The following is a 21,143-nucleotide window of genomic DNA, read 5'->3' on the forward strand; positions in this document are numbered from 1 at the left end:
CCATCTGTGCCGGGGGCTTGCTGAGCGCCTGTGGCGTGGCTTGGGGCCGGCTTGGCGCAGCGCCTCGGCGGCCTTGCGCCAAGCCGCTGGGCGCAAGGTCGCGCGGGGCGGCTAAAATAGCTGGCTTTTCCATGTGTTGCCTTGGCCAGTGCGCGCCGTTCCCATTCAGCGAACGGTGATTCTGGTCCCGGGCCCCAGCCGTCTTACCCCCAACAGGCCGCCAAAGTGACCTTGCCCACATCGCCCCAGATGCACCCTTCGCACGCCCAACACATCAGCACTTTTGAAGGCGGCAACGCCCTCAGCGCGTTCCGGGTGCAGCAATTGCTGCCCCGCCTGCAGGCGATCCACGAACGCATCAGCGGCATTTCGGCCCGCTTTGTGCACCTGGTGGTCTCCGAAGCCCAGCCCGATGCCGCCACGCGCGAGCGCCTGGCCGCCTTGCTGACCTATGGCGACCCCTACACCGGCCCGAGCGAAGGCGACGTTCTGTTGGTCAGCCCGCGTTTTGGCACGGTGTCGCCCTGGGCCTCCAAGGCCACCGACATCGCCCGCAACTGCGGCCTGGCCTTGAAGCGTGTGGAGCGCGTGACCGAATACCGCATCAGCTTCAAGCAGCCCCTGCTGGGCAAGGCCACGCTGAGTGACGAACAACGCTTGGCCGTGGCGGCCTTGCTGCACGACCGCATGACCGAATCGGTGATGTTCGATCGCACCCAGGCCGCCGGCCTGTTCACCGAATTGCAAGCCCAGGCCATGGCCTACGTGGATGTGCTGGGCGGTGGCCGCGCGGCGCTGGAAACCGCCAACACCCAGTTCGGCCTGGCCCTGGCCGACGACGAAATCGATTACCTGGTGAAGGCCTTCACGGGCCTGCAACGCAACCCCACCGACGTGGAGTTGATGATGTTCGCCCAGGCCAACAGCGAGCACTGCCGTCACAAGATCTTCAACGCGCAGTTCACCATCGACGGTGTGGCGCAGGACAAGAGCATGTTCGGCATGATCCGCAACACGCACCAGCTGGCTCCCCAGCACACGGTGGTGGCCTACTCGGACAACGCCTCGGTGATGGAGGGCCATGCGGTGGAGCGCTTCATGGCCGCTTCGGCCGAGGGCCAATCGGTGGCCTATGCCAAGACAGACGCCACAAACCATGTGCTGATGAAGGTGGAAACGCACAACCACCCGACGGCCATTTCGCCCTTCCCGGGCGCCTCGACCGGCGCAGGTGGTGAAATCCGCGACGAAGGCGCCACCGGCCGTGGCTCCAAGCCCAAAGCGGGCATGACCGGTTTCACCGTGTCGCGCCTGGTGTTCGACGACAGCCAGACCACCGACTTCGGCAAGCCTGAGCACATCGCCAGCCCGCTGCAGATCATGGTCGAAGGCCCGCTGGGTGGCGCCGCCTTCAACAACGAATTCGGCCGACCCAACCTGGTGGGCTACTTCCGCGAGTACGAGCAGACCATCCCCTCGGACGTGGACAGCGTGCGCCGTGGCTACCACAAGCCCATCATGATCGCCGGTGGCCTGGGCGTGATCGACGCCGGCCTGACGCACAAGATCGAGTTCCCCGCCGGTACCCTGCTGATCCAGCTGGGCGGCCCGGGCATGCGCATCGGCATGGGCGGCGGCGCTGCCAGCTCCATGGCCACAGGCGCCAACGCTGCCGAGTTGGACTTTGACTCGGTGCAGCGCGGCAACCCTGAAATCGAGCGCCGTGCGCAGGAGGTGATCAACCACTGCTGGGCCCAGGGCGCAGCCAACCCCATCCTGGCCATCCACGACGTGGGCGCGGGTGGTTTGTCCAATGCCTTCCCTGAGCTGACCAACGACGCCGGCCGTGGCGCCCGCTTTGACCTGCGCAAGGTGCCGCTCGAAGAGTCTGGCCTGGCGCCCAAGGAAATCTGGAGCAACGAGAGCCAGGAACGCTATGTGATGGCCATCGCGCCCGAGTCGCTGGCCCAGTTCACTGCCTTCTGCGAGCGCGAGCGCTGCCCGTTCGCCGTGGTCGGCGTGGCCACCGAAGAGCGCCAACTGGTGCTGTCCGATGAAGGCCAACCCACCCCCGTCGACATGCCGATGGACGTGCTGTTGGGCAAGCCGCCCAAGATGCACCGCGACGTCAAGACCGTGGCGCGCCAGTTCAAGCCGGTGGACCTGACCGGGGTCAGCCTGCAGCAGGCCGCCATCGAAGTGCTGGCCCACCCCACCGTGGCCAGCAAGCGCTTCCTGATCACCATCGGTGACCGCACCGTGGGCGGCATGAGCCACCGCGACCAGATGGTCGGCCCCTGGCAGGTGCCGGTGGCGGACTGCGCCGTCACCCTGGCCGACTACAAGGGCTTTGCCGGCGAGGCCATGAGCATGGGCGAGCGCACGCCGCTGGCCGCCATCGACGCCCCGGCGTCGGGCCGCATGGCCGTGGCGGAAGCCATCACCAACCTGCTGGCCGCGCCCATCGAGCTGCCACGCGTCAAACTGTCCGCCAACTGGATGGCCGCTTGCGGCGAAGCCGGTGAAGACGCCGCGCTGTACGAAACCGTCAAAGCCGTGGGCCTGGACCTGTGCCCGGCGCTGGGCATTTCCATCCCGGTGGGCAAGGACAGCCTGTCCATGCGCACCCAGTGGAAGGACGAATCCGGTGCCGCCAAGAAGGTCACCTCGCCGGTCAGCCTGATCGTCAGCGCCTTTGCCAGCCTTGGCGACGTGCGTGGCACCCTGACCCCGCAGCTCGATGCCAGCGAAGCTGACAGCACCCTGGTGTTGATCGACCTGGGCAAGGGCCAAAACCGCATGGGCGGCTCGGTGCTGGCCCAGGTGCTGGACCAAGTGGGCGACAGCGTGCCCGACGTGGACGACGCCCAAGACCTGAAGAACCTGGTCAATGTGGTCAACACCTTGCGCGCCCAGGGCAAGATCCTGGCCTACCACGACCGCAGCGACGGCGGCCTGTTCGCCAGCGTTTGCGAAATGGCTTTTGCCGGCCATGTGGGCGTGGCCCTGAACGTGGACATGCTGGTCACCGAAGGCGACGGCATCAGCGACAGCCGCGCCGAGTACGGCGACAGCAAGAACTGGGCGCAACAGGTCAGCGCCCGCCGCGAAGAACTCACCCTGAAGGCCTTGTTCAGCGAAGAGCTGGGCGTGGTGCTGCAGGTGCGCACCAGCGAGCGCAACGAGGTCATGCAGACCCTGCGCGAGCACGGCCTGAGCAAGCACAGCCATTTCATCGGCAAAACCCGCCCGGCGGCGGCGGCCCTGGATGGTGGCAAGGGCGAGATCCAAGTCTGGCGCGACACCAAGAACGTGTTCAGTGCCAGCCTGTCGGACCTGCACCAGGTCTGGGACGCGGTCAGCTGGAAGATCTGCCAGCGACGCGACAACCCGGCCTGCGCTGATGCCGAGCACGCCGCTGCCGGCGTGCCCAGTGACCCGGGTGCCCACGTCAGCCTGAGCTTTGACCCGAGCGACAACGTGGCCGCGCCGTACCTGAACCTGAGCCGCCCCAAGGTTGCCATCCTGCGCGAGCAGGGGGTGAACTCGCACGTCGAGATGGCCTACGCCTTCACCGAAGCGGGCTTTGAAGCCTACGACGTGCACATGACCGACTTGCAAAGCGGTCGGGCCCGTCTGGAAGACTTCAAGGGCGTGGTGGCCTGCGGTGGCTTCAGCTACGGCGACACCCTGGGGGCCGGCATTGGCTGGGCCCGCTCGATCACCTTCAACCCGGTGCTGGCCGAGCAGTTCAAGGGCTTCTTTGGCCGCACGGACACCTTTGGCCTGGGCGTTTGCAACGGCTGCCAGATGTTTGCCGAACTGGCCGACATCATCCCGGGTGCCGAGGCCTGGCCGCGCTTCACCACCAACCAGAGCGAGCGTTTTGAGGCCCGCCTGTCCATGGTCGAGGTGCTGGAGTCGCCCAGCCTGTTCCTGCAAGGCATGGCCGGCAGCCGCCTGCCCATCGCGGTGGCGCACGGCGAGGGTTACGCCAACTTCAAGTACCGGGGCAAGCCCGCCGAGGCGATCGCGGCCATGCGCTTTGTGGACCACTTCGGTGCTGCCACCGAGGCCTATCCCTTCAACCCCAACGGCAGCCCGGGGGGCCTGACGGCGGTGACCACGGCCGACGGCCGCTTCACGGCCATGATGCCGCACCCGGAACGCGTGTTCCGCAATGTGCAGATGAGCTGGACTTCGGGTGACAAGGGCGAATTCAGCCCCTGGATGCGCCTGTGGCGCAATGCCCGCAAGTGGGTGGCCTGAGGCCACTGAAGCCCGGAGCCTGATGCGGCTGAGGGCTTGATCACGGAGCCCCTGACAGGCCCGCCAGACTCGTTCTGGTGGGCCTGTTGCGTTGCGAGCCGGCCAATCGCTTGACTTGGATCAAGTGCTCTGCAGATGCTGGCAGGGGGCTGGGCTGACCGGGCCCCAACTGCCGGGATACTGTTCGGGCTACAAGCGCTGTGCTCCGCTGCGGGGGCATGGCTTGGCATCGAAACCGATCGCCCCCATTTGCCTTCAGGGACTTTTCACCATGAGCGATATCCGCGCCAACTGGCGTGACATGAGCTTGGGCACCAAGCTCTCGTTGAGTAACTTCCTGCTGGTCTTTTGCGTGTTGACGCTGCTGATCGGCGCCATTTCTTGGTCGGTCTCGCAAAGCACCGAAGAGCGTGCCACGGCCGAGGTGAGTGACAAGACCCAGCTGCTGGTGCAGTTGATCAAGGCCACCGACGATGACCTGCGCCTGCGCACCACCTCATTGGCGCAAGCCTTCAACCGCCGTTTGGATGGCCAGGTCAGCCTCAATGGGGAAACGATGGAGATGGCGGGCAAGCCGGTGCCGGTGATGCTTTGGCATGGCAAGCCCGTCAACCTGGATGGCAGCGTGGTGGATGAGTTTTCGCAACTCACCAAAAGCTCGACGACCGTCTTTGTTCGCTCGGGCGAGGACTTTGTCCGCATCACCACCTCGTTGAAGAACGAACAGGGCCAGCGCGCCACCGGCACCACGCTGGACCGCAAACACCCGGCTTACCCCATGGCCTTGCAGGGCCAGCCGTTTGTGGGGCTGGTGAACCTGTTTGGCCGCCAATACATGACCCGCTACGACCCGCTCAAGAGCGTCGACGGCAAGGTGGTGGGCCTGACCTTGGTGGCCCAGGAGTTCACGGAGTACCTGGCGATCCTCAAAAAGACCGTTCGGAGTCTGAAGATTGGGGAGAGCGGCTATTTCTATGTGCTGGACGCCCAGCCGGGCCCCCACCTCGGCAAGTTGGTGATCCACCCGGTCAAAGAGGGCCAGGACATGCTGGACACCAAGGATGCCAACGGCAACTACTTTGCCCGCGAGATGCTGGAGCGCCAAAACGGCGTGCTGCGCTATCCCTGGATCAATGCGGAGCTGGGTGAGACCCGGGCGCGGGAGAAGGTCATTTCCTTCGCTTATTTCAAGGAATGGAACTGGGTGATTGCCGGGGGCACTTATGCGGACGAATATTCCGCCCAGGTCACCCACCTGCGCAACCTCTACGCTGGGCTGGGCTTGCTGATCGTGCTGGTGATTTCGCTCTTGTGGTGGTACCTGTTCCGTCGTCTGGTGGTGCTGCCGTTGGCTGAGGTGGGGCTGGCCGCGGAGCAGATTGCGCAAGGCGATTTGACTGTGCAGCTGCCCGTGGATCGGCGTGATGAGGTGGGTCTGCTGCAGGCCTCGATGAACCGCATCGGCCAGGGGCTGGCGGGCGTGGTGCGCTCGGTGCGCGACAACTCGCAAAACGTGGCCACGGCCAGCGCCGAGATCGCGCAGGGCAACCAGGACTTGAGCGGGCGCACCGAGGCCCAGGCCAGCGCGCTGGAGCAGACCGCGGCCTCCATGGAGCAGCTGGGCAGCACCGTGAAGCAAAACGCCGAACATGCCCGCACGGCCAATCAGTTGGCGGTGCAGGCCAGCTCGGTGGCCGCCCAGGGCGGGGTGGTGGTGGGCGAGGTGGTGGACACCATGCGAGGCATCAATGACAGCTCACGCCGCATCGCCGACATCATCGGGGTGATCGACGGCATAGCCTTCCAGACCAACATCCTGGCCCTCAATGCCGCGGTGGAGGCTGCCCGCGCGGGTGAGCAGGGTCGAGGTTTTGCGGTGGTGGCCAGCGAGGTGCGATTGCTGGCCCGACGCAGTGCCGAGGCGGCCAAGGAAATCAAGACCTTGATCGACGACAGCGTGACCCGGGTGGAAAAAGGCGGTGTGCTGGTTGATCAGGCGGGGCGCACCATGCAAGAGGTGGTGCAGGCCATTCAACGTGTGAGCGCGGTGGTGGGTGAGATCAGCCTGGCCAGCGGCGAACAAAGCGCTGGTGTGGCTCAGGTCGGTGAGGCCGTGAGCCAGATGGACCACGCCACCCAACAAAACGCCGCCTTGGTCGAAGAGATGGCCGCCGCGGCTGGCAGCCTGCGGGGGCAGGCCGATGACCTGGTGCGCGCGGTGGCCTTATTCAAGCTCGACAGCCACGCGCTGCGACTCGCCCGGGACTGAGGGCGGTGGGGCCAAAGTGCCCCGCGCTCATGGCCGGGCGCCTCTGGGCCGCCTCGTGGCGGGCGCGCCCGCCAGGCGCTGAGAGAAAGCGCTGAGAGAAAGCGCTGAGAAAAAGCGCTGAGAAGGGGCGTTCAGTCCCGGGCCGGGATGTTGAGCCCGCGCTGCACCGCCGGTCGGGCCACGAAGGCGGCCAAAACGCGTTCCACCTGGGGGAAGTCGGCCTGGCCGACCAGATCGCCCGCTTCGTAGAAGCCAAACAGATTGCGCACCCAGGGCCAGATGGCGATGTCGGCCACGGTGTAGGTGTCGCCCATGATCCAGTCCCGCCCGCTCACGCGCTGCTCCAGCACGCCCAGCAGACGGCGCGACTCGGCCACATAGCGGTCGCGCGGGCGCTTGTCTTCGTAGTCTTTGCCAGCAAATTTGTGAAAGAAGCCGAGTTGCCCAAACATCGGGCCCACGCCCCCCATTTGGAACATCAGCCACTGCAGGGTCTCATAGCGCAGAGCGGGGTCGCTGGGCAGGAACTGCCCGCTTTTCTCGGCCAGGTACCAGAGGATGGCCCCTGACTCGAACAGGGCCAGCGGCTGCCCGTTCGGGCCTTGGGGGTCCAGGATGGCCGGGATCTTGTTGTTGGGGTTGAATGACAGGAATGCTGGGCTGAACTGGTCATTGGTCTGAAAGCTCACCAAGTGCGCTTCGTAGGGCCAGCCCAGTTCTTCGAGCAGGATGGACACCTTCACGCCGTTGGGCGTGGGCAGGGAGTAAAGCTGCAAGCGTTCGGGGTGCTTGGCCGGCCATTTTTGGGTGATGGCGAAGGTGCTGAGTTGGGTCATGTTTGAAGATAGCGGAGTTTCGAATAGGGGGAGACGTGATCAAGGTGATCAAGGTGATCAACTATACGGAGCATGTGAATGCTGTGCTTGGACGAGGTTGGGCTCAGGATGGCTTGGTGGTGAACGTATTGGGGTCTGAATCGGGTTGCATGCCTCACATGCTCGCAGAGGTGGTGGTCACAACTTTTTTGTCAAGTAAGATCTTGAGTTCAATTCGAAATCCATTTGTGATGTCTTTTTTCAAAGCTGCACTGAAGTCCATTCCTGCCGTCAATCGAGCTGTGAGGGCGCTGGACAATCAGCACGAGAGGAATGAGTTTGTGCATGCGGCTTTGGCTGCTATTCCGGCTGGTAAAACACTGTTGGACGCGGGGTGTGGAAGTCAACGCTATCGACCTGCGTGCGCACATTTACTTTACAAGTCGCAGGACTTTGGTCAGTACGACGTTGACCTGAAAAAGATGATCGGCAGTGACGATCCATCTGGTGAACAAAAATACGCTTACGGCACCTTGGACTACGTGGGCAATATTTGGGAAATTGCTGCCCCTGATGCCTCCTTTGACGCCATTCTGTGTACCGAGGTGTTTGAGCACATCCCGTATCCCAACGAAACACTTCGCGAATTCAGTCGCCTGCTTAAACCAGGTGGCCAGTTGATACTGACGGCACCCAGCAACTGCCTGCGGCATATGGATCCCTACTTCTTTTACGCAGGGTTTTCAGACCGTTGGTTTGAGCGGTTCTTAGCAGAAAGTGGGCTGATTGCTCAGGAAATTACTCCGGTGGGTGACTACTACAGTTGGCTATCGGTGGAGGTGGCCCGCACCGCGCTCACGCATTCGATCATGGCTAAGCTGGCTCTTTTGCCAGCTTTCCTGTACTTCCGGAGTCAAAAGAAAACCTCTTTGTCGACCGATACGTTGTGCATGGGTTACCACGTGATCGCGCACAAGCCGTTGGTTTGAGGAGTCAATAGAGTTAGTCGGGTACCTTGCGGTTCAGCCCGGGTCGCTCCCCATCCATCAAGGTCGCGGCCGCGCGCACCTGAGCCGATTGAGTGCGCATGTAGCCCATCACCGTGGCGACGCTGCGGTGGCTGGTCATGGCCATGGTTTGGGCCAAGGCAATGCCTTGAGCGCCGGCTTCAGTGACAAAGCCAGAGCGCAGGGAGTGCGCTGAAAAATCCCCCTCCAAGCCGGCGAGCTGACATCGCGCTTTGACGATGTCGCGCACGGCCGCGGGCGACAAAGGGGGGCCCAGGTGGCCGCCTTTGAGCACCCGGCGAAAGAGGGGGCCGTCTTGGATGCCGGAGGCATCGAGCCAGGCGCTCAGCGCGCGCGCGGCTTCCCCCTGGATGGGCTTGTCGTTCTCGGGGCGGTCCTGCCCGGCCTGGTTGGATTTGGAATGCAGCAACTGGTAGATGTAGGCATCTTCGCTCACACGCTTGAGAAAGCGCATCTCGGCACCACTGACTTCTGCGCGGCGTCTGCCGCCACTGGACCAGGCAAACAAGAGCAGGGCCCGATCGCGCAGGCCCTTGAGGCTGTCGTCGCAGGTGGCGAGCAGGGCGCTCAAGGGGTCTTTGGTCAAGGCGTCTTTTTTCACCGGTAGCTCGCCGCGCTTGGCGTAGGCCCGGCGGGTGTGGCCCAGCAGGTGGCGCACCAGCGGGTCTTCACAAGGGTTGGCCACGCCCGCCAACTGGTGGCTTTTGGAGAGCACCGCCACACGGTGGATCAGCCAGTTCAGCGACATCGGGCCTGGCTTGGCTTTGAAGCGCGCCGCCACCAGGGCGGTGTCCACGCTGGGGGGCAGCTCGTGCACCAGGCCTTGGGGTGTGCTTCTTTGTGCATGGTCCACGATGAACTGCATGACCACGGCCGGTGGCCAGGGCAGGGCTGGGCGATCGCCGTAGCGCAGCTGGTACCAGGCCGCCCAGTAGCGCAATGCCCCCTGGTAGCTGCGCCGGGTGTTGGCGGATTCACCTTCTTGCAGCAATTCCTGCACTGCCTGATGGGCCGCTTGGCCCAAATGGTCTCGATTCAGGGCTGGGAGCGCTGCGGGTGGGATAGAAAGCTTCATGGAGCGGGCTGGAAGTTCAAAAGATATGAAATAAGATGTGTATCAATATATAATATACAAATACTATCCATAGATCGCGATAATCATCACTTATCGAGGTTAGTCTAAAGCCTAAGGACTCTTCATGCCAAACGAACGCCGAAAAGGCATCCAACAAAGCGATGTGGAGCATGCCGCTGACCAGTTGCTGGCCGCCGGCGAACGCCCCACGATTGAAAAAGTGCGCATGCAGCTGGGACGGGGTTCCCCCAACACGATTGCGCCCCTGTTGGACCTGTGGTTCAGCGGATTGGGCCGGCGGGTGAGGGGGCTGGCCGGGGCCGAAGGTTGGGGCGATCAGCTGCCCGCCAGCTTGTTGGCCACGGCCGAGGCCTTGTGGCGCCAAGCCCAGACCGAGGCGGGGCAAGTGGCAGGGCAAGAGCTCAACGCGGCGAAAGAGGTGCTGGCCCAGTTGGAGCAGCGCGTGAACGAGCGTGCCCAGGCCCTGGTACAGCAGGAGGCCTTGTTGTTGGAGCGGCAGTCCAGTCTGGAGCGCAGTTTGCAAGCCGCGCAGCTGCAGATTGGCACGCTGGAGCAAGGTCTGGCCGTGGCCAACCAAGACAGCCAAGCCAAGGCGCAGAAGATCAACACCCTGGAGGCCAGTCTGCGACTGAACCAGGAGCGCCGGGACGAAGACGCGGCACGACACCAGCAGGCGCTGCAGCAACTGACCGAAGACCGTCGCCGGGCCGATGAGCGCTATGACAGCGCCAGTGTCAGGTCTGCGCTCGAAATTGACCGTCTGCGGCAGGAGCTCAAGGCTGAGCGGCAGCAAAGACAAATCAACGAGAAGGAATGGAAGGAGGCCTTGGAGTTGTCCCAACAGGCCTATTTGCATCTGAAGTCAGAGCACGAACAAGGTCAGGCTCTCCATGCGGCCGCCTTGCGGACTTGGCAGCAAGAGCGCACGGCGGCGCAGGATCAACTGGAGACATTACAAGCCGATTGGCAAAGTCGCGAAGCGCTGTGGCTTGAGCAGCAGTCGCAAGCCCTGAAGGCTGTCGATCCTGCGCCCAGCCGTGCCGGCAAACCCTCTCAAGCCACGCCAGCAAACAACAAATCCCTGGTCAAGCCCAAGGTGAGACGCTCCGCAGCACGGCCCTCTGGGGCTTGGCGTTTGAAGCGGCAGGGCTGAGTCTTGAACCAGGTTGAACCTGGGTGTCTCAATATGCACGGAGCCCAGCGCCTTTGGCGCGCTGGAGCTTCCCGTTGGGCAACGCTGGCGCCCCTGGGGGCCAATTAGCTCAACGGCTTCGCATTTGTCATTTAACATAATATACATTGTATAAAGTACTTTTGATGCAATACAGCAGCGCACGAACCCCACCAAGGCACACTCAGCGCCCTTCAATGATCCAAGCCAAGCCAAGCCAAGCCAAGCCAAGCCAAGCCAGGTCAGGTCAGGTCGGGCCAGCGACACAGCACTGTCCATATCGCCCAGCCTGTCCCCTCACAAGTCAAACACCTGGCCCTGCGGGTTGCGCCGTTGCCGCTTGAACGGCGGCAAGCCGGCCAGCAGGCGCTGGCCAAAGCTGGTCTGGATCAGGCGGCGGTCATAGCAATAGACATGGGCTTGGTCGGTCTCGCTGCGGATGGCGCGGCCCACCCATTGGGCCAGGCGGATGCTGACGGCGGGCACGACCAATTCCATGAACGGGTCGCGGCCCTTGGAACGCAGCCATTGCGATCGCGCTGAGCTGACCGGGTCCGACGGCGGCGCGAAAGGCAGCTTGCAAATGAACACGCTCTCGCACAGCGCCCCGGGCAAATCCAGGCCTTCGCCGAAGGACTGCATGCCGAAGATGATCGACGCCTCGCCGCGCTCCACGCGGTCGCGGTGGCGCTGCAACAGCGTCTGGCGTGGCAAATCGTTTTGCACCACGACCCGATGGCGCAGGCTGCCGCTCAGGCTGTCGACCGCCGTGCGCATCTGGTCGCGTGAGGTGAACAGCACCAGAGCACCGGCCTCCACCTGGGCCAGATCGCTCATCAACTCCTTGCACATGGCCTGGTTGAAGTCCGCGGCCCGCTTGGGGTCGGCCTGGGTCTCCACGGCCACCAGGTGACCCTGGCGGGCAAAGTCAAACGGGCTGCTGACCACGCGGGTGCTGACGTTGTCCAACCCGCGCAGCCCCGTTTCATTGAGAAAAAAGTCAAAGTTGCCGCAGCTGGTGAGCGTGGCCGAGGTGATGACCACGGCACGCGCCTTGCCCCAGAGCTTGTGGCGCAAGGCACTGGCAGGCTGGATCGGGCTGGCCGATGCGGTGATGGACATGAACTCGCCGTACTGGCCAAAGGTGAACCAGCGTGCTGCGGGCACTTCGGACTCCAGCAGCATCAGCGCGGCCCAGGACTGCACGGCCTCCAGCTTGGGCGCCAACACGCCCAGCTGCACATAGTGGGTCGACAACTCACGGGCATCCTCGGGCCGCTCCTTCATCTGCGTGCGCAGCGCGTTGGAGATGTTTTGCAGGTTCTTCAGCAAGGCGGCGGACAAGGTCAAGACCTCGCTCACGGGCTGGCTCAGCATCGCGGGCAGCGGGCCGATGGGCAGCAGTTCGACCGGCTCTTCGGTCAAACCCCTGGGGCGGTACAGCGCCAGGGCTTGTTGCGCCGCTTCTTGCAGGTGCTGCTTGAGCGCACTGCCCTGCCCGCCCAGCTCGACCGCGCAATCCAGGTCCAGCATTTCGGCGGTCTTGCGTGCGCGCAGCGCCAATTGCTCGACCCAGCGCAGCCGCGTGAGGTCGGTGCTCTCTTGAAAATGGTTCAGCGCCACCGACGGCAGGTGGTGGCCTTCGTCCAGGACCAGCAGGCAGTCCGACAGGTCGGGCAAGGTGTTGCCGTTGATGGTGGCCAGCAACAGGTCGTGGTTGGCCACAATGACTTGGGAGGCAGCCAAGGCCTTGCGCTGATCGAAGTAAGTGCAGTCCTGGTAGTCCGGGCAATGCTTGGCGGTGCAGCTGCTGGCCTCGGCAGCCACCGGGCGCCACATTTCAGGGGTGGGCGGCACGGCCAGGGTGTCGCGGTCACCGTTCCAGCGGTGCTCTTTCAGCTCGGTCGCCATCTGGCGGTAGAACAACAATTGGTATTCGGTCGGGGCGCGGCCGGACCCCACCGCCCCACTCTGCCCCCCTGCCCCCGTGCTGCCCTGGGTGGGCATTTCGTCGGCGAACAAATCGGGTTCGGCCTCGCCATTGACCCAGCGTTGCAGCTTGTATTTGCACACGTAGCGCCCGCGCCCCTTGGCCAGGGCGTGGGTGAAGGGCTCGGGCATCAAGGTGCTGAGCAGGGGCAAATCCTTGTGCACCAACTGCTCTTGCAGCGCCACGGTGGCGGTCGAGATGATGACGCGGGTCTTGCGCGCCAAGGCGGCCGCGATGGCGGGAGCGGCATAGGCGATCGACTTGCCCACACCAGTGCCCGCTTCGATGACGGCAAAGGCGCGCTCGGGCTCTTCCTCGCACTTGCCCAGGGTGGGCGTGCTGAAGGTCTGGGCCACCAGCTCGGCCATGTGGCGCTGGCCTTCGCGGGCGCGAAAGCCCACTGGGCTGTTCACCACATGGTCAAACGCGGCCAGGGCGCGGGTCTGGATGTCGAGCGGACTCACCAAGTGCCTTTGGGCTGGCGTTTGCGCAAGGCGGCGGCAATGGCTTCGACATTGCTGCTGCGCCCCACGCGCTGAGCGAATTCAATGGCCGTCAGGCCTTGCTGGTTGCGCAAGCTGGCGTCGGCCCCTTCGGCGAGCAGCAGGGTCAGGGTGTCTGTCGTACCATACATGGCCGCCATCATCAAGGGCGTGCTGCCGTTGGGCGACTCGGCGTCGATGTAGGCCGAGTTCTCCAGCAGCAGGCGCGCCATGTCCACCTGTTGAGGCGAGGTGCCCGAGCAGGCGTAGTGCAGCGGCGTCCAGCCGGTTTTATTGACATCGGCACCGCCGTCGATCAGCCATTTGGCCAAGCGCAGATCGCCCTTGATGGCCGCCAGCATGAGCAGGCTTTCACCCCGTGCATTGCGCAGCTCGGCCTTGATCTGGGGGGACTTCAGCAAGGCCTCCATGGCCCGGTAGGACTCGAGGTTGAAGGCCAGCATCAGCGCAGGCTGGCCGGTTTCGTCCACGGTATTGGGGTCAAAGCCCCGGGCCAACAAGGTTTGGATGGTGCGCGCATCGTCGCGGCGAACCGCGACAAAAAAGTCTTCGAACGAGCCAGCATGGGCGCGGCCCAGGCCCAGCAGGATCGAGGCGGCCAGGCCCGCCGTCAGCCAGGTGCGACGGGTGCTGTTCATGCGTCGCTCCCGCTGCTCACCACGCCCTGAAACAGCCGCTCAAAATTGCGGCTGGTGTGCTGGGCAATGGCCTCGACCGACAGACCCTTGAGGGTGGCCAGTTGCGCAGCCACATGGGGCACGTAAGACGGGTTGTTGGTTTTGCCCCGGTACGGTACGGGCGCCAGGTAGGGACTGTCGGTCTCGATCAGGATGCGGTCCAGCGGCACCAAGGTGGCCACCTCGCGCAGGTCGGCCGCGGTCTTGAAGGTCAGGATGCCCGAAAACGAGATGTAGTAGCCCAGGTCCAGCGCGGCGCGCGCCACCTCACGGGTTTCGGTGAAGCAGTGGAAGACGCCCCCGGCCGAGCCCGGGCTGCCGTCTTCGCCGGCCTCGCGCAGCAAGGCCAGGGTGTCGTCGGAGGCGCTGCGGGTGTGGATGACCAGCGGCTTGCCGGTCTGGCGGGCGGCCTGGATGTGGGTGCGAAAGCGGTCGCGCTGCCATGCCATGTCGGCCACGCTGCGCTCACCCAGGCGGTAATAGTCCAAGCCTGTCTCACCAATGCCGACCACCCGTGGGCGGGCCGCGCCCTCCAGCAAGTCGTCCAGGCTGGGTTCGCGCACGCCCTCGTTGTCGGGGTGCACGCCCACGGTGCACCAGAAGTTGTCGTAGGTCTGGGCCAGGGCGTGCACGTCGTCAAACTCTTCCAACGTGGTGCAAATGCACAAGGCGCGGTCCACCTGGGCGGCGTCCATGGCTTGGCGGATGGCGGGCAGCTGCGCTTGCAGCTCAGGAAAGGTCAGGTGGCAGTGGGAATCGACAAACATGTCTAATGTGGCGCAGGCGGTGGGCCGGCAGCCCACCTGAAAAATGGAAAAGCCCGCACAGCGGGCTGTCAAACAACAACACAGGGCCTTGGCGGACACCCGCCAGGGCGCCCTCACCTCAAATGGTCTGGGTGGGACGCTCTGAACCCAGGTGGCTGCCCAGGATTTCTTCGATTTTGATCTTCAACAAGCGGGACTTTTCGTCCTGCGGAAACTGAATGCCCACGCCCTGGGTGCGGTTGCCCGCGGCCCGGGGTGGCGTGACCCAGGCCACACGCCCGGCAATGGGGTAGCGCTGGGGATCTTCCGGCAGGGACAGCAGCACGTACACGTCGTCGCCCAGGCGGTAGTCGCGGGTGGTGGGGATGAACATGCCGCCTTCGGTGAACAAGGGGATGTACGCTGCGTACAGCGCCGCCTTTTCTTTGATGGCGAGCTGGACAACGCTGGGGCGTGGGGTGCTGGTGCTGCTCATGGTGTGGGCTCTGGTCGAGAGTTTAGGGCGATTTGCGCTTCGCTCACAAGCGCTTCCAGCATCAGGCCTGGGTTGTAGGGGTGATCGGCGGTGCGGGCTGCCTGGCTCAGGCTCTGTGCCCAGCGGCTCAGGGCCTGGGGCGCCGGCGAGGCAGGCAGGTCCGCGGGCACAAAGTAGCGCGTGGCGCCCCCAGCGGCCTGGGCCAGCAGGTCATGCACCAGCTTTTGCAGGCTTTGGATCACGCGGGCCGCGGGCCAGGTCGCGAGCACGCCCGGGTCGCCCCGCAGCAAGGCCTTGGGCAGGCGCGACCACAGCTCCGGTGTCAGCCCGTCGGCTGCCAGCATCAGGGCGTCTTCCGGGCGTCCGCCGGCGGCGCGCAGCAAGCTGCTGGCCACAGGCGCGGACAGGCCTTGCCCGCCCAGCCACTGGGCGGCTTCATCGGCACCAGGCCAGGTCAGTGCATGGGTCAGGCAGCGGCTGCGGATGGTGGGCAGCAGTTGGTGCGCGGCTTCGCTGGCCAGCACAAAGCGCACATCGCCGGGGGGCTCTTCCAGCGTCTTGAGCAAGGCATTGGCCGTGATGTGGTTCATGTCCTCGGCCGGGTAGACCAGCACCGCCTTGCCACGACCCCGCGAGGCGGTCCGTTGGGCAAACTCGACTGCATCGCGCATGGCTTCGACGCGGATCTCGCGGCTGGCCTTGCGCTTTTTGTCGTCGATGTCGGACTGGGCTTTTTCAGACAGGGGCCAGCCCAGCGCCATCAAGGCGGTTTCGGGCATCAGCACCATCAGGTCGGGGTGGGTGCGCACGGCGATGGCATGGCAGCTGGCGCAGTGGCCACAAGCGCCTTGGGGTGTGGGGGCATCGCACAGCCAGGCCTCGACCAAGGCCAGGCCCAAGGGGTACTGGCCCAGGCCTGAGGGGCCTTGCAACAGCCAGGCGTGGCCGCGCTGGCTCAGCAAGGCCTCCAATTGCGTCTGCAGCCAGGGCGCCAGAGGGGCCCGGGTGGCGCTGCTAGCCTCGGCGGTGTCGGCGCGGCTCAACGCGGGCCTCCGTTGGCGGCCACCATGATGGCCAGCCAGCCCCGGCGCACCAACACGCGGGTGATTTGTTGCCACACCTGGTGGCGCGACTGGTCGGCGTCAATGCGGGCGAAACGCTGTGGCGCCTCGGCGGCGCGCTGGGCATAGCCCGCCGCCACCTGACGGAAGAAAGCCACGGGCTGGGATTCAAAGCGGTCGGGCACGCGGGCGTCGGCCAGGCGGCTGGCGGCGACTTCAGGGTCCAGGTCAAACCAGACGGTCAGATCGGGTTGGCGCAGGCTGGCTTGGCCGTTGGCAGCGGTGCGGCCTTGCACCATCTGTTCCAGTGCGGCCAAGGTGGCCAGGTCAAAGCCCCGGCCACCGCCTTGGTAGGCAAAGGTGGCGTCGGTGAAGCGGTCGCACAACACCACGTCCCCCCGGGCCAGCGCGGGCTCGATGACTTGCAGCAGGTGATCGCGGCGCGCCGCGAAGATCAATAAGGCCTCGGTCAGTGGGTCCATGGCGTCGTTGAGCACCAGGGCGCGCAGCTTTTCGGCCAGTGGCGTGCCGCCGGGCTCGCGGGTCAGGGTGACGGCCCTGCCCTGGTCGCGGAAGGCGGCCGCCATGCTTTCGATGTGCGTGGTTTTGCCCGCACCGTCGATGCCTTCAAAACTGATGAACAAACCGGAGGGGGTGGGACTCATGGGCGACGCTGGTATTGGTTGACCGCTCGATTGTGCTCGTCCAGCGTGCTGCTGAACTGGCTGCTGCCGTCGCCACGTGCGACAAAGTACAAGGATTTGCTGTTGGCAGGCTGCACCGCCGCCAGCAAGGCGGCCCGACCCGGCATGGCGATGGGCGTGGGCGGCAGGCCGGCGCGGGTGTAGGTGTTCCAGGGCGTGTCGGTTTGCAAGTCGCGCTTGCGCAGGTTGCCGTCAAAGCGCTCACCCATGCCGTAGATGACCGTGGGGTCGGTCTGCAGCAGCATGCCGCTGCGCAGGCGGTTGATGAACACGCTGGCGATCAAGGGGCGGTCGCTGCCGCGACCGGTTTCTTTTTCGACAATGCTGGCCAGGGTCAGCACCTCATCCGGGGATTTGAGCGGCAGTTGGTCAGCGCGCGCGTCCCAGGCGGCGGCCAGCTTTTTGTCCATGGCGCGCAGGGCGCGGCGCAGCACGGCCAGGTCGGTGCTGCCCTTGGAGTAGGTGTAGGTGTCGGGGAAGAAGCGGCCTTCCGGGGCGACGCCGGGGCGCTCCAGCAGGCGCATGATGGCTTCGTCACTGAGCTCTCGGGTGTCGCCGCGCAACTGGTCGGCCCGGGCCAGGGTGGCGCGGACCTGGCGCCAATTCCAGCCTTCGACCAGGGTCACGGCGCGCAGGGCTTCTTCGCCGCGCACCAATTTGTTGAGCAAGCGGCGCGGCGTGAGGCTGGCGTCCAGCTCGTAACTGCCGGCCTTGATGCCCCGGGCTTGGCCCGAAAAGCGAAACCAGGCATACAAAAAGTAGGGATTGACGTCCACGCCCGCGTCCTGCACGTCCTGCGCCAGGGCGCGCGGCGAGGTGCCGGGCTCAATCGACAGGTCCACGGTCGGGGCCGACAGGCGCAGAGGCGCATCCAACCACCAATAGACGGTTCCCCCCAGGGCGGCTGCCGCCAAGATCAACACCACCAGCAAAGCACGCACAGCCCTGTCACCTTCATGTTTTCGACCGGCGATGATAATTCACGGATGACTCAAGCTCTGAATTCCCCTGCGGCCCTGCTCCATGGTGTGGCGCCGCTGCCCCAATGGGGCGTGATCCGCGCGCTGGGCGAGGACGCCGCCTCCTTTTTGCATGGCCAGCTGACCCAAGACCTGCTGCTGCTGCCCGACGGCCAGGCCCGGCTGGCTGGTTATTGTTCGGCCAAAGGCCGTTTGCTGGCGACGTTCGTGGTGCTGCGCCGCTCGGCGTCCGAGCTGTGGCTGGCCTGCCCGCTCGATGTGCTGCCCGGGACGCTGAAGCGCCTGTCCATGTTTGTGCTGCGCGCCAAGGTCAAGCTCAGCGACGCCAGCGCGGAATTGGCCGTGCGCGGCCTGGCGGGCAGCGCCCTGACCTCGCTGGGCTTGAACCCCGCTTCCGCGCCCTGGCAAGCCCAGGCCCTGGGCGCTGGCCATGCGGTGGCCTTGTACCCGGCGGCGGGCGTGGCGCGCGCTTTGTGGATCGGCCCAACCGAGGCTGCCCTGCCCACGGCTTCGGCATTGCCCACCTTGAGCGACAGCCTCTGGGCCTGGTCCGAGGTGCAATCGGCCGTGCCCCATTTGGGGTTGAGCCAGGCCGATGCCTTTGTGCCGCAAATGCTCAATTACGAATCCGTGGGCGGTGTGAACTTCAAAAAAGGCTGCTACCCCGGCCAGGAAGTGGTGGCGCGCAGCCAGTTCCGGGGCACGCTCAAGCGGCGCACCTGCCTGGCCCATGGCGTGCCTGCCGGTGGCGTGGCGCCGGGCCTTGGGCAGGAGCTGTTCCTGGCCAGTGATGCGCCCGACCAGCCCACCGGGGTGGTGGTGCAGTGCGCTGCCGCGCCCGCTGGGGGCTTTGATGTGCTGGCCGTGGTCCAGGTCGGGGCCAGCGTGGCGGGTCAGACACTGCACCTGGGCGCCCCGGACGGGCCCGCTTTTGAGGTGCAGGCCCTGCCCTACGCCTTGCTGGAAGACATTTGAGCCGGTTCTGAATTCAATCGCCCAGGTTCTGTGCGGGCCGCCAGATCCGCTCAGCTCGCTCACCGAACGGCACCCCCATTCGGCTCAGGGCAAACGGTCCCGGTAAGGCTGGGGCACCTGGGCCCGCAACAGCGGCTGCTGGGCCGGTGGCACGGCAGCCCAGGCCTGGCGGTAGGCCTGCACGGCCTGGGCCTCGTCCTGGGTGGGCCCGGGCTGGCTGTAGATCCGGCCCAGCTTGTACCAACTGTCGGCCTGGTACTCCGGAAAGTACTTCAGGCGCAGCTGCATGCCCTGCAAAGCCAGGTCCCATTGGCCCAGGCGCTGGCCCAGTTCATAGGCGCCGTTGACCATCTCGAGCGGGTGCTCGCCGGCCGCCAGGTACTGGCGCAGCACCCGGGCAGCGTCGTCCAACCGGCCTCGCTCGGCCAGCAGCATGACTTCGGTGCCGTGCACCGACACCGACTGGGGCTGCAGGCGCTGGGCCCGTTCAAAGTACAGCTGGGCCTCGTCCAGCTGTTTCAGGCGCAGCTTGGCGCGCGCGATGTTGAGCAAGAGCACCGGCACGTAAGGGCGGGATTGGGCCACCGACTCCCAGATCCAGATGGCGTTGTTCCAGTCGCCCATGGTGGCCAACTCGTCGGCCACCATGGGGGTGAGCTTGCGGTAATGCGGGTTGATGGCCACGCCCTCACGCACCAGGCGCAGGATTTCGGCGCGGTCTTCGGCCAAGCGCGGGTCTTTGGGGTTGGGCAGGCGCGCCATCCACATGGCCAGCTTGACGGACTGCACCAGGCGGCTTTCCGCCACCATGGCCTGGCGCGTGACCCAGCCACCGAGGCCCAGGGCGGCTAAGGCCACCAACGCAGCGCCCAGGGCCATGCGGGGCGTGAGCACGCCAGCCTGCGGCTGCAGCCACCAGCGCGCGGGCTGGCGCCAACCCACGCGGGCCAATCGCCCATCCGAGGCCGCCAGCAGACCCAGGCCCAGCGCCAACATCGCCCCGGTGCAGGCCATGCGCCAAGGAAAGCCCGCCTGGCTGACCAGCATCAAGGCGCCCAGGCTGCTCAGAGCGACCAGGCGCAGGGGCAGCTCCTGGCGCACCTCGGGCAAGGGGCTCTCCCCCACCAGCCAGGTCAGCCAAGCGGCCCGAGCCAGCCCACCCAGCAGCACAGCCGCCGCCAGCCAGCCGACCAGTCCGTATTCAGCCAACAGCTGCAAGAACTCGTTGTGCACGTAGTAGTCGGTCTCGATCTGGGTGCCTGGCGGTTGGTACAGGGGAATGTGCACCTCCCAAGCCCCGGCGCCGACCCCCGTGAGGGGGCGGTCCGCGATGGCACGCAGCGCGCTATGCCACATCAGCACCCGCACCGAAAAAGAGCCTTCGCTGTACTCGCTGGGCTGGGTCACACTGGCCACCCGGCTCAGGCTGCGTTGCAGGGCCGAGGCCCCGGCGCCGCTCTCCGCCGCGACCTTGGCATTGCCCGTGGGCAAGGAGGCCAAGGCCAGAAACAAGGCCAAGCCGCCCCCCGCGCACAGGGCCACGGCGCGGCGGCTCCAGCCGCCCTGCCCCCACTCGGCTCGCCAGCGGTACAGCGCCACGGGCAAGACGCAGGCCATCAAAAGCCACGCGGCCAGCGCTGAGCGCGTGCCCGTCATGAACAAGGCGGTGGCGTTGAAGGCCAGCGAAGCCACCATCAGCGTGCGGGTCGAACTGCTGCGCACACGGCTCAGCGCCCACAGCGAAAACGGCCAGGCGCAGACCGCCAGCTCGGCGAAAAAGTTGCGGTTGACAAAGGTGGAGGCCGGGTTCGGCCCCTGCGGAAACCAGCCCAGCTCGAACCAGAACTGCAGGGCCGTCCAGACCGAAGCCACCGACACCCCCAGGTGGATGGCCCAGGCCAGCCGGGGCAGACGCTCCAGACTGAACAGCTGCAGGCCCAGCCACATCAGCAGCCCCAGGATGAACCAGCGCACGGTCTCACCCGCCGCCAGGTAGGTGTGCGACCAGGCCATGCTGAGCGCCGCGTAGGCGCACAGCAGCATTGGAAACAGCAGGCTGGCGTGCCAGCTCAGGGGCGTGTCGCGGTGCCGGCGCTGCCAAAAAAAGCACACGGCCGCCGCCAAAGTGCCCAGGGCCACGATGGCGGACTTGAGCGTGTCCTGCACCACCTCTTCAGAGGGCACACCCAAGGCCGGCGCCAAGGCCAGCAGCAGGACCAGGGCGTACAGGGCCCAGTCCACCGATGCGCCACCGGCGGGGGCGGGTGGGCTGCCGGTGCCCGCGTAGCCCCCCATGGTGGGGCTGGGGTGGGTGGGCGTGCTGGGTGCGGCGCGGCGGGGTTTGGATCGGGGGCTGGCCATGC

Annotated in this window: 15 protein-coding genes; 5 read left to right on the forward strand and 10 right to left on the reverse strand. The window is 65.5% G+C overall.

Features of this window, described 5'->3' with window-relative positions:
- Nucleotides 1–249 precede the first annotated feature (249 nt).
- Both purL and PSQ39_RS11165 read left to right on the forward strand, forming a co-directional pair.
- Nucleotides 250–4,269, forward strand: coding sequence for a phosphoribosylformylglycinamidine synthase (gene purL / locus PSQ39_RS11160; protein ID WP_273926840.1), 4,020 nt, complete (start codon nucleotides 250–252; stop codon nucleotides 4,267–4,269).
- 271 nt (nucleotides 4,270–4,540) lie between these two features.
- A complete protein-coding gene (locus PSQ39_RS11165; protein ID WP_273926841.1) occupies nucleotides 4,541–6,538 on the forward strand; it encodes a methyl-accepting chemotaxis protein in 1,998 nt (665 codons plus the stop codon).
- A 131-nt stretch (nucleotides 6,539–6,669) separates the two neighbouring features.
- Here the strand turns inward: PSQ39_RS11165 and PSQ39_RS11170 are convergent, their stop codons facing one another.
- Complete coding sequence (locus tag PSQ39_RS11170) at nucleotides 6,670–7,374, reverse strand: glutathione S-transferase N-terminal domain-containing protein (protein ID WP_273926842.1); 705 nt, start codon at nucleotides 7,372–7,374, stop codon at nucleotides 6,670–6,672.
- Nucleotides 7,375–7,409: 35 nt separating this feature from the next.
- On the opposite strand from PSQ39_RS11170, the gene PSQ39_RS11175 reads away from it, so the two are divergent.
- On the forward strand, nucleotides 7,410–8,342 hold the full coding sequence (locus PSQ39_RS11175; RefSeq protein ID WP_273926843.1) for a class I SAM-dependent methyltransferase: 933 nt from the start codon (nucleotides 7,410–7,412) through the stop codon (nucleotides 8,340–8,342).
- Nucleotides 8,343–8,355: 13 nt separating this feature from the next.
- Here PSQ39_RS11175 and PSQ39_RS11180 read toward each other — a convergent pair whose 3' ends face one another.
- Complete coding sequence (locus PSQ39_RS11180; protein ID WP_273926844.1) at nucleotides 8,356–9,456, reverse strand: site-specific integrase; 1,101 nt, start codon at nucleotides 9,454–9,456, stop codon at nucleotides 8,356–8,358.
- Nucleotides 9,457–9,580: 124 nt separating this feature from the next.
- Between PSQ39_RS11180 and PSQ39_RS11185 the strand changes: the two genes are divergently transcribed.
- Entirely contained in the window at nucleotides 9,581–10,630 is a 1,050-nt protein-coding gene (locus PSQ39_RS11185) for a DNA-binding protein (RefSeq protein WP_273926845.1), read from the forward strand.
- A 315-nt stretch (nucleotides 10,631–10,945) separates the two neighbouring features.
- On the opposite strand, the gene dinG is transcribed toward PSQ39_RS11185, so the two are convergent.
- The 7 genes from dinG to mltG form a co-directional block, all read right to left on the reverse strand.
- Nucleotides 10,946–13,102, reverse strand: a complete 2,157-nt coding sequence (dinG, locus tag PSQ39_RS11190; protein ID WP_273926846.1) for an ATP-dependent DNA helicase DinG — start codon at nucleotides 13,100–13,102, stop codon at nucleotides 10,946–10,948.
- Nucleotides 13,099–13,779 (reverse strand): ankyrin repeat domain-containing protein, encoded by a 681-nt coding sequence (locus tag PSQ39_RS11195; RefSeq protein ID WP_273926847.1) that lies wholly within the window; start codon nucleotides 13,777–13,779, stop codon nucleotides 13,099–13,101. Before PSQ39_RS11195 ends, dinG begins: the two co-directional genes overlap by 4 nt.
- Nucleotides 13,776–14,585: a TatD family hydrolase gene (locus PSQ39_RS11200; protein ID WP_273926848.1), complete on the reverse strand. Its 810-nt coding sequence runs from the start codon at nucleotides 14,583–14,585 to the stop codon at nucleotides 13,776–13,778. The genes PSQ39_RS11195 and PSQ39_RS11200 overlap by 4 nt, the downstream gene beginning before the upstream one ends.
- Nucleotides 14,586–14,703: 118 nt before the next feature.
- Nucleotides 14,704–15,060: a PilZ domain-containing protein gene (locus PSQ39_RS11205; protein ID WP_273926849.1), complete on the reverse strand. Its 357-nt coding sequence runs from the start codon at nucleotides 15,058–15,060 to the stop codon at nucleotides 14,704–14,706.
- Complete coding sequence (locus PSQ39_RS11210) at nucleotides 15,057–16,103, reverse strand: DNA polymerase III subunit delta' (protein ID WP_273926850.1); 1,047 nt, start codon at nucleotides 16,101–16,103, stop codon at nucleotides 15,057–15,059. The genes PSQ39_RS11205 and PSQ39_RS11210 overlap by 4 nt, the downstream gene beginning before the upstream one ends.
- Complete coding sequence (gene tmk / locus PSQ39_RS11215; protein WP_273926851.1) at nucleotides 16,100–16,786, reverse strand: dTMP kinase; 687 nt, start codon at nucleotides 16,784–16,786, stop codon at nucleotides 16,100–16,102. The genes PSQ39_RS11210 and tmk overlap by 4 nt, the downstream gene beginning before the upstream one ends.
- Complete coding sequence (gene mltG, locus PSQ39_RS11220) at nucleotides 16,783–17,766, reverse strand: endolytic transglycosylase MltG (RefSeq protein WP_337961937.1); 984 nt, start codon at nucleotides 17,764–17,766, stop codon at nucleotides 16,783–16,785. Before mltG ends, tmk begins: the two co-directional genes overlap by 4 nt.
- A gap of 45 nt (nucleotides 17,767–17,811) precedes the next feature.
- Here mltG and ygfZ point away from each other — a divergent pair, with 45 nt between their 5' ends.
- On the forward strand, nucleotides 17,812–18,780 hold the full coding sequence (gene ygfZ, locus PSQ39_RS11225) for a CAF17-like 4Fe-4S cluster assembly/insertion protein YgfZ (RefSeq protein WP_273926852.1): 969 nt from the start codon (nucleotides 17,812–17,814) through the stop codon (nucleotides 18,778–18,780).
- Between the two features lie 84 nt (nucleotides 18,781–18,864).
- On the opposite strand, the gene PSQ39_RS11230 is transcribed toward ygfZ, so the two are convergent.
- Nucleotides 18,865–21,141: an O-antigen ligase family protein gene (locus PSQ39_RS11230; protein WP_273926853.1), complete on the reverse strand. Its 2,277-nt coding sequence runs from the start codon at nucleotides 21,139–21,141 to the stop codon at nucleotides 18,865–18,867.
- Nucleotides 21,142–21,143: the final 2 nt, after the last annotated feature.

It is taken from the genome of Curvibacter microcysteis (assembly GCF_028649455.1).
GTDB classification, from domain to species: domain Bacteria; phylum Pseudomonadota; class Gammaproteobacteria; order Burkholderiales; family Burkholderiaceae_C; genus Curvibacter; species Curvibacter microcysteis.